Origin of the sequence: Chryseobacterium sp. PMSZPI (genome assembly GCF_002835665.1) — a bacterium.
Lineage (GTDB): Bacteria > Bacteroidota > Bacteroidia > Flavobacteriales > Weeksellaceae > Chryseobacterium.
In genome coordinates this window covers 19,579-33,204 of record NZ_PIZV01000040.1, presented here as the reverse complement: position 1 = coordinate 33,204, position 13,626 = coordinate 19,579, and the positions used below count along the sequence as shown (strand labels likewise).

Here is a 13,626-nt window from a genome sequence, read left to right as displayed (position 1 = left end):
TTCTCAAAAAGTAGTGGTAGATTCCCATCATGTATTAAAGGTTCCTGAAAATCTTGATCCTGCAGCTGTAGCTCCTCTTTTGTGTGCAGGAATTACAACATGGTCTCCTTTGAGACACTGGAAGGTAGGCCCTAACTCTAAGGTGGCTGTTGTAGGATTAGGAGGATTAGGACACATGGCTATTAAATTAGCTAAAGGACTGGGAGCAGAAGTAACTTTATTTTCCAGAACTCCCGGAAAAACTGAGGATGCTAAACAACTGGGCGCTGATCATGTGATTATCTCTACAGATGAGGAACAAATGAAATCCGTAAAAGGAAAATTTGATGTGATTATCGATACTGTTCCTTATATCCATGATGTTAACCCATATGTGACTACTTTAAACATCAGTGGAACGCATGTTCTTGTTGGCTATTTAGGAGGTTTGGAACCAATTCTAAACACTGTTCCTCTAATTTTGGGAAGAAAATCTGTGGCAGGCTCTGTTATCGGAGGTATTGCAGAAACTCAGGAATTATTGGATTTCTGTGGAGAACACAATATTGTTTCAGAAATTGAAATGATTAAAATGGAGGAAATTAATGAAGCATATGAAAGAATGTTGAAAAGTGATGTAAGATATCGCTTTGTGATTGATATGCAGACCTTATAATGCTTACTTATAATATAAAAAAGACTGTCTCAATGAGATGGTCTTTTTTAATTTGCCAAAAATGTGTTGATTATTGTATTGAAATCTTAGTCAAAAAAATGTTGTTTCTAAGTTTTAGATAAAGCCAATTGAATCATTGACTTTTTATTACATTATCATAACTACCGACATCATATCTACTGTTACATTGTATATCATTTCTTTCCATATCCTGGAACGCCCATGCTGCCATTGCATCAATGACTGAACCAAGTTCACTTCCTGCTTCACTCAATCGATAGGTCACATGAGGAGGAACCACCGGCTTTGCAGTTCTGATAATTAACCCATCTGCTTCTAATTGTTTTAAATGCTGAATCAACATTTTTTCTGTCACTGCAGGAATTGCTCTTTTCAATTCGCTGTACCTTTTCTCTCCCGAGGATAGGTTGAATAGAATGATTGGTTTCCAGAAACCACCGATTCTTTCCATCACATACATCACAGGACAATCCTGTAATACTTTTTTATTTTCCTGAATGGTTGAACTTTCTTTGATTGCCGTCATAATATCACATACTTTAGGGTAAGTACTTGTATAAAAGTAAGTACAAATATAACTTTGTTATCAGAAATAAAAAAATATTTATTATGGAATCTCAATTCTCACTCATTCATATTCAGCGATTGCATATAATCCAAAAACAATAAAAATTTATATATGAAAATTGTAATCACAGGATCACTAGGAAATGTTGCTAAACCATTAACACAACAATTAGTAACAGAAGGACATCAAATTACTGTAATAAGCAGTAACGAGGCAAGAAAGCAGGATATTGAATCATTAGGAGCCAGCCCTGCCATCGGATCAATCACTGATGTTGATTTTTTAACCAAAACATTTGCGGGAGCAGATGCCGTATTTGTTATGACTCCTCCGGCTATGACGGAAACCGGTATTGTAGAAAGTACCATTAATGCCGGGAAAAATTATGCTGAGGCATTAGAAAAAACTCAAATAAAAAGAGCAGTAATGCTAAGCAGTGTAGGAGCAGGTTCTTCTGTAGAAAACGGTCCCATTAAAGGGCTTCACCACATTGAAAACCTCTATAAAAATGTCGTCAACACATCATTTACTTTTTTAAGAGCAGGTTATTTTTATACTAATTTTTACAATGATATTCCATTAATCCAAAATGCAGGGATTATCGGTGGAAATTATTCTGAGAATACTAATATTCCATTAGTACATCCTATCGATATAGCTAAAGCAGTAGCTGAAGAACTCGTAAAAAACGAAAGTGGTAAAAGCGTAAAATATATCGTTAGTGATATCCGAAATGCCTCTGATTTTGCAAAAATATTAGGAACAGCAATAAAACAACCGGAATTGCCTTGGGTAGAGTTCTCCGATGAAGATGCATTACAAGGAATGTTACAAGCCGGCCTTCCTCAGGATATGGCCGAGCTCTATGTAGAAATGGGGCGAGGAATGAAAACAGGAGCAGTACAAAAAGATTTTATTGACCACGGGTCTCCTGTTACAGGAAACATTAAACTGGAGGATTTTGCCAAAGAATTTTCTGCAGCATTCTAATTGCTCTTCATAAAAAAGTTTCGGCGCACCTTTGGTGCGCCGAAACTTTTTTATGAAATATTGATCTTAATCTATATTACTTTTCTTCTTTTAGTATTTTCTTTAAAACTTTTAATTTTCCGTCAATAGGTTGATCAATTTTCAATCCTAAAATTTTTGCAACAAGAGGATATACATTCACGTTCGAAAACTCTCCGATGACCTTATTGTTTTTAAATTCAGGACCCCAGGCATAGAAAGTTGCTTTCATTTCCGGTACTAGTCTAGGGTTGTAACCATGTTTTCCGACAGATGTTTTCTTTCCTTTTTCTAAAAATATTTTTGGAGCTTTCGGAAGTAAAAGAATCTGTCCTATTCTGTTGTATTTATCGTCTCTCGTGGCAAAGTGCAGATATTTAGGCAGTTTTTTGTCCAAATACACTTCATAATCATCTGTTTTATGGGCTTTTAATTCTTTATAAACAGCTTTTACCTCATCCGGATTTTTGACAACTACTCTTAGCAATGTTTGAGAATTATAAAAATCAAATCTGTTTTTATCGAAAAGAAGCGCGGGAATTTCCAATGGAGTTCCTCCATCTACTTTTATCATTCCATGGTCTGAAACAAAAACAAAGTTGACATTTTTTAAACCTAGCCCATTTACTTTTTGTACCAAATCTCCAATGGCATGATCAATCAAATGAACAGCATCTTCGGTTTCTTTGGTATCCGGCCCGTAATGATGGCCGCTTCCATCTACTTCAGGGAAATATAATGATATAAAGTGTGGTCTTTTATCTTCAGGTAATTTCAACCAATCTACCACCTTCTCTACTTTTTCAGTAGGAGTAAATTTTTCATGATATGGATAATAATAAGAAGGTCTCATACCTCCCGCATCACTAGCAGAACCTACCCACATTAAAGAAGCTGAAACCATACCTTGTTTTTCGGCTAATCCCCAAAGCGGAGTTCCTCCATACCAGCTTCCGTCTTCAGCATTTTTTTTATTACTCATGGCATACGTTTCTTTTCTCTTGTAGTCGTAGAAAAAATTGTCTATTAAACCATGATGAGAAGGATAAAGCCCGGTAATTAAGCTCCAGTGATTAGGAAATGTTATGCTTGGATAACTCGGAATCATGGCTTCAGCCCTCATGCCTTCACTAGATAGTTTCAAAAGATTTTCTGCATTATATTTCCCGGCATAATCATACCGAAAACCATCCGTTGAAATCATAATCACATAAGGTTTTGCTTGAGCTTCAACACTGTTTTGCCTACCCGAAACAACTACCTGAGCGGTATCAATATTAGGTTGCTGAGCAAAAGCCGTAAAGGATATAAGCAATAGTAGAAAATATATTCCTCGCTTCATTTATTTTAAAAATTTTGACAAAGTTAGTATCTGTACTGCTTACAGGAAAGTTTTATAAGTTAAAAAAATTAAAATATTTTACATATATAGATTATAAATATAAATTCAATTTTAGGAATAAAAAATTCTACTCATTTCTAATATAAATTTAATTTCTTATGCAAATCTTAGTTTATTGCATTTTCAACATGATCATTCAAATCTTTACTTTCAAAAAAATATTTGGATATATAAAAAATAATCTATAAATTAGTATTGTAATTCACGATAATGTGAAACGAAACAACTGTTTCCATTAGAAGAAAAACAAACAAATTTCCCCATAAAAAACTCAAATATTTTTCGAAATTACCCGCGAAAAAAAAATTTGAGATGATGAAAAAAACACACACAAAAGCAATAACTTAAAAACAACACAAATGAAAGAATTTACCTCAAAAATAATGAGTCTTTTACTCATTATATCTAACATGCCTCTCCATTTTCGGACAAACATAACCTAAGCCAAGTACGTTCCACAACAAAAATCAACATAATCTAAAAATAACACAGATGAAAAATTTAAACTCAATCATGATGAGTATTTTACTCATCGTATCAAGCATGCCTATATATTCTCGGGCAAATACAACCTAATTTCAGATATCTTTTCACGACAAAGACTTAATCATCTATAATAATACAGATGAAGATTTGAATTAATCATGGTGGGCATTTTACTCATCGTACTAAACATGTCCATATGTTCTTGGGAAAACAAATCCTAATACAAGAATGTAACCTCATACAACTTACAGTTTATCAGACTGAAACAAAGTAATCAGATAGGGATTGGAACAAACGAATCTTATCATAACACAGACAACAGTTTAATAAAAAATAAAACAATGAAAAACGTAAATCCAAAAACAATGAACATTTTGCTCATCAACTTGGCTTTGCCTAAATATTTAAAGGCAGACACAACCTAGATCAGGAAAAACTATTTAAAAATCAACAAAAATCAACAAATCTAAAAACAGCACAAATGAAAAACTTAACCTCGAAAATGATGGGTATCTTACTCGTCACATTAAGCCTATCTGCATATTCCCAAATAGGAATGAGCACGACCTCTCCTCGAGGAGCGTTAGACATTAACTCCCCAACCACCAACAACAAAGGATTAGTTCTTCCGACTAATGCTGATCCTAAAAACCTCATCAATCCAATGGGTGGCAATATAGCAGAAGGAACCGTAATGTATGATTCTACCTTACGTTGTATCAGATTCTATAGACCCACAGGCTGGTCTAACTGTTTGAATGACACACCTGCTCCGGCCTTTCAACTAGATTGTAACGGAACTTTGACAGGAACTTTTACTGTGGGTGTTAGCAGCTCTGGAAGTAAAGTTATTAACTATACAGGAGGACAAGGACAATCGTATGGACCAATCAGTATTACTTCTACAGGAATTACAGGGCTCACTGCTACAGCACCAGCCGGTACACTGGCTAATGGCAATGGTTCTATTACACTTGCAATATCCGGTGTGCCAAGCGGAACAGGTATTGCCAATTTCACCATCAACTTAGGAGGAACATCATGTACTTTCCAGGTACAGGTGAGTTCAGGCAATAACTTTGCATTTAAATGTGATCAGGCACAATTTTTTGGAATAACTTCTATAGGAGGTGTATCTACCGGACAATTAAGGATTCCATATATCAATGGAAACAACACCAATTACCCTGGCGGACAAACATTTACATCTACACAAGTTACAGGCCTAACTGCCGAATCTCTTCCTGCGGTACTTGACAATAATAGCCCTCTTGATTTTACAATTAGTGGAGTAGCTTCTTCACAAGGATATGCAGTTTTTAATATAACTGTATTAAACTCAACGTGTGTTGCTAAAATAATTGTTCCTAATCAAAATAACTAAACGCTTTTGTAAAAATAAAAAATGCAATCATTTTTAATCTGTAAAGGATCAATACTAAGGAAGTAGGATAATAGATTAAAATTACACTGATCATCAGTATAATTTCAAAAAGGATAACAACTCATTTGATAAAATAACACAAAGTATACATTGAAGTTCTCCTTTTTGTCTGATTATCCTAGAAACCTAGATGAATAAACTGTATAGAAATACACCATTATGCAATTTTAATTTAAAATTTTAAATCATGAAAAAGATTATTATTTTGCTCGCGGCATCAATACAATCGATGGTGTCCGCCAGCTATGCTCATGTTGATAAAGAGATGGATATTCCCAAATTAAGTATCAACAAACTTACTAGTCCCTTTGCTGTTTCTGCTTCAAGCATTAGATTTTTTGACTCAGAATATTATGCATATGTATACTCTTCAGGAACTTTAGTTGTTCCCTTTTCAGGAGGAGCCTACCCTGCATTAAATATAGCATCTCAAGGTATAACAGGCTTAACTGCTACAGCTCAAGCCGGAAGTGGAGGGAACATTACGTTCAATATAAGCGGATATGCTTCAGGAGTAGGTACGGCTTATTTTTTTACGGTCATCAATAACCAGGCACTTCAGTTTCAGGTAACTGTAAAAGAAGCTGTAAGTGATGCAAAAGTGGCATCTTTAGATTGCTCTTCTATAAACGCTACCGGATATTTTTCAGCAAATACCCCAAGTGTAGGAAGCAAAGACGTATTGTATACAGGAGGTAACGGGCTTCCTTATTTCCCTCAAAAAATTATTTCAACTGGAGTAACGGGATTAACCGCCGTACTCAATTCCGGAACATTAAATTCGGGTAACACAGTACAGGGAAAACTGACTTATCAAATTACCGGAATACCGGCCAGCGCAGGGAAAGCCTATTTCACCGTAGTTTTTGGCGGCCAAAATTGTGCATTTTCCGTAGATGTTAACGATGCAGCCGGAAGAGTTCTTGCTTTAAACTGTGGGGCATCAGAGGCAACAGGCACATTTGCTGCAGGAAGCAACAGCAATGGAACAAAGACAGTAGATTATATATCTGGTAATGGAAAACCATATGCTGCACAAATAGTCGAATCTACAGGAGTAACCGGTTTAACTGCTGTACTGCCTGCCGGAGTTTTAAATGCGGGTAATGGCAGTGTAACCTATCAGATTTTAGGAGTACCAGCCAGTGCAGGTACTGCAACCTTTGTAGCAAGAATAGGTGATAAGAACTGTACATTTACAATCAATGTAGATAGTAGTTTAGCTGTTGTTACCAATCTAGATTGCGGAGGAGGGGCATTAACCGGAACTTATAAGAAAAATACTCCTGCAAACGGAACTAAAGTTATCAATTATCAAGGAGGTAATGGCAGTTCTTATAAGGCGATGTCAATTCCATCAACAGGAGTCACAGGGTTAACCGCTACAGCTGATGCAGGAAAATTAAATAATGGTAATGGAAGCATTACACTTAAAATTACAGGAACACCTAGTAGTGCCGGTACCGCTTCATTTACCGTAACATTAGGTTCTAAAACATGTACGTTTAATGTAAAAGTAACCGATAGTAACTCTTCGCAGAATAGAATTGTTCTTTCTTTAGGAGGAGATCCATATGTTCCTAATAATAGTTATTCAGGAGCTGCAACGAATATTTTATTATCACCAAGTAACTTTGGCCCAAATGGTACTGTTAATACAGATAAATTTTCGATCTATTATGCAGGTGTTGCCAATAATAAATTAGCCGATTTAATAGAAAGCTATAAACCTTATATGGTAGTACTTACCTGGCCTTATACTTTAACTGATGCTGATGCATTTGCTTTATACAATTATTTAGATGGAGGAGGTAGAGCTATAGTACTGGGACAAGCAGGTATGGCACCTCAGAAATTTTTAAATTTACTTTTTGGTAATGTAAGTGTACAATACTCACAAACTTTTGCTCTTAAAAGACTTCTTGATGTAGATCACCCTGTATTAAACGGGCCATTTGGAGATATAAGAGGAAAATTTGTAGGAGATGATGCTGCTGACACTACCGGATTTACCGGTGCCATCAGTAATAATGATATTGATATCTTTGCTACATCACCAGGTGGAATTGTAGGTTTCGCTCACAAAAAATATAAATTATTCTTCTGGGGAGATGGAGGTTTCGCTTCCGGAATCCAAGGTAATACTGATTACACTCGTTTTCCTTCAGGATTTGATGCAATAGGAAGACCTATGCCAAAAATGTATTATCAGGATACACCTGTTTACAATAGTGCAGTATATGCCAATGCAATTGCATGGTTAAGTGATGATGGTAATTCATTCAATAAATCAGCAAACAAAAGTAGTAAAGTATCCAATCTGGAAAAAAATACGACAACTCTTACTGTAGATAAAAAACAAGAAGATAAAGTAAAACTTTTTCCGAATCCAGCCAGTAATTATATTAAAATCTCAGGATTGAAAGGAAAAGGATCTTATCAAATTTTTAATACAGGGGGAAGACCTATTACCAGTGGTACAGCTTCAGAAGACACTACAGTAGATGTATCAACATTAGCTCAAGGAATTTATATCATGTCGATAGAAGATGCTAATGGAAAACATGATTATAAATTTTTAAAAAATTAATTAAATCATCCCTTTATTAAATTCTTTAAATGAGAATTTGAAATGGCCGGAAATTCCGGCCATTTTTATTTTATATAATCAGAATGAATAGAATTAGTTAAGCAATCGTTTCATTTCAAACTGTGATAACCAATTTTTGAGACCAATTTTTTCGCTGAGAAATGTACTCGTATTTTCCGACGAATCATCTACATTATTCAGAGAGATGGATTGCCATTCATTTTGTTCTCCAATGGCATTAAAAAGTGTTGTCCCTATTCCTTGTTTTCTATAGCTTTTATCTACAGCAATTTGATAAACCTTTTTTGCGGTGGCGCTATAAACGATATACCCAACAAGCTTCTCCCCTTCATAAGCTCCTAAAGCAGTATAGCTTTCCGGCATTGGATCTAGTGCATACACAGACCCCTGCCATGAAGGCTCAATATCCCAGAAAGAACATAGTGTTTTCCATTGAAAATCTTTCAATGCTTTTACAGATACATCATTATTCCTTTTTCCCTGAGTAATATTTCCGTTGAAACAAAGCAATCTTCTTACGGTATTGAATCCTAAATTTTCATAAGCTCTGATCGCCTTTTCATTCCCTTCAATCACTTCAAGGAGTAAAATATCAGCATCTCTTTCTTTCAATATAGGAATGATAAAATCGTACATCTTTCTCACTAATCCTTTTCCTCTACTTTCCGGAATTACTCCTGTTCCTCCATTATAGATAATTTTTTTCCCATTCTCAATTTTTTCAGCTTGAAGGATGAAGCCTACCAGCAGCCCTTCGTCAAAGGTTCCTACTGATAAATTCATATCCAATTTTTCAGCTGCAATTTTTGAAGTAAGCATTTCTTTTGTTAAATGAAAAGGGATAACGTAGTCGGAAAATGAAAGATTAAATACTGCTAAAAGTTCATCTATTGCGACATGAGCTAATGTTTTGAATTCCATTTGGTGTTTATATTAAAAAGTATTAGATTAAAAATTACCACTCGTTTTTGAGATCTTCTTTCCAGTCGTAAGGCATCAGTTCTTTTAAAGTGACAAAGACTCCGTTTTTCACTTCTATGACAGCATTAAGGTTCTCTTTGGACAATTGGCTCATCAATTCTCTGCATCGTCCGCATGGTGGTACAGCACTACCATCATTTCCTACTGCAACTACTGCCTTAATATGATGTTCTCCATTTTTCAACATTTCAGCCACAGCACTATGTTCGGCACAAAATCCCATAGAACAGGCTGTATCTATACTAATGCCGGTATATACATTCCCCCGGACCGTTTCAATAGCAGCTGCTACACCTCCATATTCTATAAAGTCATTCAGCGTTTTGGATTTCGCAAACTGACTGGCTATTTCCTTTAAGTCTTTTCTCATAAGCCAAAATTATTTTTGAAGTTCTACATACCATTGAACAGCCTTTTGCTCTGCTCTTTTAATAAATGGATCTTTTCCTTCGTTATAATCATTCCCGTCATACCATTCTTTTTGACTCAGATACTCTTTCAAGTGCTGATATTCGTCTTTTATTTCACGGTGTGTACGCAAATAGTCCCGAAATGCAATATGACGTGTCCAATGTTCAGAAGAAATAGGAATCACATGGATATGAGCGATACGAAGTGTATGATCGTGAATTTTTTCAGGAATTTCATCGTTAGTATGAATAATTTCCGGAAGATCCAATTTCCGGGGCCGATCTATAAGTTTAATAAAGAAACGACGATACGGCATATCTTTATTATACTTTTCATAATAAACATAATCTTGCCCTTGTAGTAAAACTGGAATTTTATCTAACTCTTCTTCATCCTTTATCCCGATCATAATATCAATAATAGGCTTTGCAGATAGTCCTTCTACAGATGTACTTCCGATATGTTCAATTCTTGGACTTAAAAAACCAATATTTTTTTCCAATTCATTTTTAATAGAATCAAATTGTATTTTCCAGGAAGGATTGTATTGTTCAACAGTGATTTTCATTGGCATCGGTTTACATACAAATATATAAAAAATCTACCAATCCCCTTGTAATAAAGGATTTTAATACTTTAGACAATATATAAAATAAACATAGGAGTTCGGGTTAAAGAAATTATGATTTAGATTATTGGAAGCTGAAAGAGGGAGGATGTACGGTCCCATCATCTATAGATGGTTACCATAAATTACTAGCATCACTGTTTAAAAAAGATGAAAATACAGAAAAAACTGTTCTTTATAACCTGAATAACTTCCTTCTTCAAGCTCTCAGCTTCATCCTGATTAAAATAAAAAGTTCTTATCCCGAATTCAGTTAAAATAATAATACCCCTGAAAAACCAGAGGTATTATTTTTATAAAAATATTTAGGTATGTTTTTTCTGAAATTATTCTTTAATCAATTTTTCATACGATATGCTTCCATCTTTAAACTGAATTTCAAAATAGTAGCTTCCCGATCTAAGATCTTCAACACTGATATTTTCTCCTTCCGGTTTTACCGATTTTACCTTTCTGCCACTTGTTTCATAAATATCAACGGACTTTATTTTATCTGAGTTTTTAAAATTCACTAATGACGTTGCAGGATTTGGGTAAATGCTTACCTTCTTACTGTTAACTACAGTTTCATTGGTTGATAAAGTAGATGCAGTCATCGTTAATACAGCATACCCTCTTCCTGCATCGTGATAGCCCAAAGAGGTCCCTCCACTTTTGCGTGAGTAGAAGATATTAATTGTTCCCGCAGCATTCGCAATGGCAAAATCCCCAGCACCTCCTGAAAGCGATCTTGTAGCTACTAAGGTTCTAGTAGACCCGGATACAGTATTCGAAGTTTCAATCCAGTCTTGGGAAGCATCAGCAGTCGGAGGATTAACTCCACCACTGAATGAATAATCCCGGTTAGCCGAAGAGTTATAAATAAATCCATCAGCACCTGCTCCCATCCCTACACTTCCAAAGCCAATCCCAAGCATAGAGTTACTATCTCCTGTCACTGTAATCGTTACTCCTGTAGGGGTTGTGTCTAATTTTACCGTCATAGCGGTTACCGGAAGGGTTACCGTTCCTGACGAAAACTGAGCCCATGCAAAATTGACAAGGACCATACTAAATGTGAGTAAAATTTTTTTCATATCAATTTTTTAAAAGATTAATAATTTCCTTATTATTAGTTTGTAATGCATATTCAAAGGGAGTCATTCCCATTGAATCCTTCTTTGTTTTATCGGCTTTATACTTAAGCAGTTGTTCAATCAAGTCTTTATTTCCGAATTTTACAGCCCAGAATAAAGGGGTATATCCGGTGGCATCTGCAATATTCGGGTCTGCCTTTTTCTTTAAGAGATGTTCTACCAGATCCTTGTTGTATTTTATGGCAAGACCTGCCAGAGCTGTACCCTCACGGCTTTTATAATTTACATCTTTTACGTTGTCAATCAGAAAATCAGCAACGTTTATATTTCCTCTGTAACACGCCAAAATAAGAGGTGAAAATCCATTTTCATTAATCTCGTTAATAACGTTCGGATTTTGTTTCATCAATTCCTGAACTTCAGCAACTGTTCCGCTTCTGGCAATATCAAATATTGATTTTGCTTTTTCCTGAGCAGATAAGCATATGCTCAAAAAAAATCCTAATATTAAAATGATACTTCTCATTGTTTTACCATGACATAGTTGTATTCAATATTTACATTTTCAGCAACTTTTTTGGTAACCATTTTAGGGATGGTAACTTTATAGTCTGCCGGTTTTGCTGTAAAACCGCCCTGCATATATACTTTACCATCTTTGGCATATAATGTAGCGGCTGAAGTAATCGCTTTATCCACTCCATGAAAATTAAGAGTTCCCTGAACTGTATATTTTTGTGGGTTGGCAGAAAGTTTTGTTTTATCAAAATTGACAATTTTTCCTTTGAAAGTTGTTTTAGGATATTTTGCAGATTCAGCATAGCTCTCGTTGAAATGCTCTTCCATTAATTTGGTTTTAAAATGAAAGTTTTTCACCGTTGAAACGGATGCCATTTCACCATTATCTGCGTTCAGAATCACAACATTACTGTCATCCTGGGCAAAAATATCATCAAACAGGGGCACTGAGGCCTCAAAAGTCACTTTTCCTGTTTTAGAACTGTATTTTTGTGCTGAAACATACTCTGCAGAAAGTAGCAATATGCTTACTAATGTTAATTTTTTCATATCAGTTTTTTTAATTTTCATTTAATCCGTCCGCTTTCCACTTAATAAAAATATTGATCTGGGCCGCAGATAATGACCCTCCCTGCGGCATTTTACCAGGAGCTCCATTCGGTCTTTGGATACGGTCCAAAATTCCGTCTATATTATTTTTTACCTGATCATAGGTAGCCAAAGGTTTAAAACTTCCTGCAGAATGACAGCTTATACAGCTGTTGTCTACAATGGGTTTTACATCTGCCATATATTTTACAGGTACCGTAATAGGTGTATTAACAGAAATTTCTTCATACGTTCTGCTATCACAAGCCGTCATCATAACTAGTGACGACAATATCAATAAGGATGTTAGTTTTTTCATATTAAAAAACTCTATAAAGATTAAACCCAAAGAAAATATGTCCTTTTCCCCATGCTCCTGTAGCATTGGTAAGATATCCTATATCTGAATTGATCTGGGAATTCGTCAGTAAAAGTTGGAAAACATGTCCCCCGGTTTCTATATCCATCCCTAATGACAGTGGATTTTTATAAAAACTGCGATCATCAAAATTCACAAAGTATTCTGCATTTAAAGAAATTCGTTTTGAGATCTTATAACGTCCTCCCAAACCGGCCAGCAACTGATTCTTATTTTCAATACCGGGTTCGTAAAGGTTTTTATGAATAAAAGAAGGAGTAAGCTGTAAGGACAGCTTATCATTGAATCGTCTTGAGATCAATGCCTGCGTAAGATAAGAAAGCCTGTCACTGAATTTCAGATTCGGGTAGGTATCTTTCTTCAGTTCCGTATTGGCTGCCATTACATTATAACCCACAATATCAACCGGGAAATTTTCATTTTGTCTTATAAGCCTGTATTTGACTGCTCCTTCAAACGTCTTCATATTCGTTTCTCTGGATAGACTGACAGACACGGCATCCGAAATACCGTAAATAACTCCCAATTTGGTTGAAGCATGATCAAGGCCGAAAAAGTCTTTAAATCCAGCGCTTATATCTCCAAACCTATGAGCAACCACAATATACCATTCTTTTTTGGCTGCCAGTTTTGTAGATTGCCCTGTAACGATCTGTAATGCTTTGAAAGCAGGTTGTGAAATTTCCGTATTGGTTTTAACAGTATCAATATCTTTCAGCAGGTCTTCCTGTGCAAAAGCAAAACCTGATGATAATATTGACAAAAATAAGAGAGCTTTTGTCATATACAATTTGAATTAAATTATGATATGACAAACTTATAGACTTACGTATTCAAAAATTGGTGATA

General features: G+C 35.3%; 14 protein-coding genes. 4 read left to right on the top strand and 10 right to left on the bottom strand.

All coding sequences use genetic code 11. The features are described from left to right. Positions 1-655, top strand: a 655-nt coding sequence (locus tag CW752_RS08730) for an NAD(P)-dependent alcohol dehydrogenase (RefSeq protein WP_133121673.1), incomplete at its 5' end; no start/stop codon positions are given. A 133-nt stretch (positions 656-788) separates the two neighbouring features. On the opposite strand, the gene CW752_RS08725 is transcribed toward CW752_RS08730, so the two are convergent. Beyond that, positions 789-1,202 (bottom strand): winged helix-turn-helix transcriptional regulator, encoded by a 414-nt coding sequence (locus tag CW752_RS08725; RefSeq protein ID WP_101239342.1) that lies wholly within the window; start codon positions 1,200-1,202, stop codon positions 789-791. 153 nt (positions 1,203-1,355) lie between these two features. On the opposite strand from CW752_RS08725, the gene CW752_RS08720 reads away from it, so the two are divergent. Next, entirely contained in the window at positions 1,356-2,234 is an 879-nt protein-coding gene (locus tag CW752_RS08720) for an NAD(P)H-binding protein (protein ID WP_101239341.1), read from the top strand. Positions 2,235-2,310: 76 nt separating this feature from the next. Here the strand turns inward: CW752_RS08720 and CW752_RS08715 are convergent, their stop codons facing one another. After that, positions 2,311-3,594 (bottom strand): ectonucleotide pyrophosphatase/phosphodiesterase, encoded by a 1,284-nt coding sequence (locus tag CW752_RS08715; RefSeq protein ID WP_101239340.1) that lies wholly within the window; start codon positions 3,592-3,594, stop codon positions 2,311-2,313. Between the two features lie 1,027 nt (positions 3,595-4,621). Here CW752_RS08715 and CW752_RS08710 point away from each other — a divergent pair. Then, positions 4,622-5,524: a hypothetical protein gene (locus CW752_RS08710; protein WP_133121672.1), complete on the top strand. Its 903-nt coding sequence runs from the start codon at positions 4,622-4,624 to the stop codon at positions 5,522-5,524. 247 nt (positions 5,525-5,771) lie between these two features. After that, positions 5,772-8,174, top strand: coding sequence for a T9SS type A sorting domain-containing protein (locus CW752_RS08705; RefSeq protein WP_101239338.1), 2,403 nt, complete (start codon positions 5,772-5,774; stop codon positions 8,172-8,174). 93 nt (positions 8,175-8,267) lie between these two features. Here CW752_RS08705 and CW752_RS08700 read toward each other — a convergent pair whose 3' ends face one another. The 8 genes from CW752_RS08700 to CW752_RS08665 form a co-directional block, all read right to left on the bottom strand. Further along, positions 8,268-9,116 carry a GNAT family N-acetyltransferase gene (locus CW752_RS08700; RefSeq protein WP_101239337.1) on the bottom strand — a complete coding sequence of 283 codons (849 nt, stop codon included), beginning with the start codon at positions 9,114-9,116 and terminating at the stop codon, positions 8,268-8,270. A gap of 34 nt (positions 9,117-9,150) precedes the next feature. Beyond that, positions 9,151-9,546 carry a cytidine deaminase family protein gene (locus CW752_RS08695; protein ID WP_101239336.1) on the bottom strand — a complete coding sequence of 132 codons (396 nt, stop codon included), beginning with the start codon at positions 9,544-9,546 and terminating at the stop codon, positions 9,151-9,153. Between the two features lie 9 nt (positions 9,547-9,555). After that, entirely contained in the window at positions 9,556-10,155 is a 600-nt protein-coding gene (locus CW752_RS08690) for a GrpB family protein (RefSeq protein WP_101239335.1), read from the bottom strand. A gap of 386 nt (positions 10,156-10,541) precedes the next feature. Continuing rightward, entirely contained in the window at positions 10,542-11,291 is a 750-nt protein-coding gene (locus CW752_RS08685; protein ID WP_101239334.1) for a T9SS type A sorting domain-containing protein, read from the bottom strand. Between the two features lies 1 nt (position 11,292). Next, the gene (locus CW752_RS08680; RefSeq protein WP_101239333.1) at positions 11,293-11,817 is read right to left on the bottom strand and encodes an ankyrin repeat domain-containing protein; all 525 of its coding nucleotides are present in this window, start codon (positions 11,815-11,817) and stop codon (positions 11,293-11,295) included. Then, positions 11,814-12,359, bottom strand: coding sequence for a YceI family protein (locus CW752_RS08675; protein ID WP_101239344.1), 546 nt, complete (start codon positions 12,357-12,359; stop codon positions 11,814-11,816). Before CW752_RS08675 ends, CW752_RS08680 begins: the two co-directional genes overlap by 4 nt. 10 nt (positions 12,360-12,369) lie before the next feature. After that, complete coding sequence (locus tag CW752_RS08670) at positions 12,370-12,717, bottom strand: c-type cytochrome (protein WP_228401685.1); 348 nt, start codon at positions 12,715-12,717, stop codon at positions 12,370-12,372. A 1-nt stretch (position 12,718) separates the two neighbouring features. Continuing rightward, positions 12,719-13,561, bottom strand: coding sequence for a DUF5777 family beta-barrel protein (locus CW752_RS08665; protein WP_101239331.1), 843 nt, complete (start codon positions 13,559-13,561; stop codon positions 12,719-12,721). Positions 13,562-13,626: the final 65 nt, after the last annotated feature.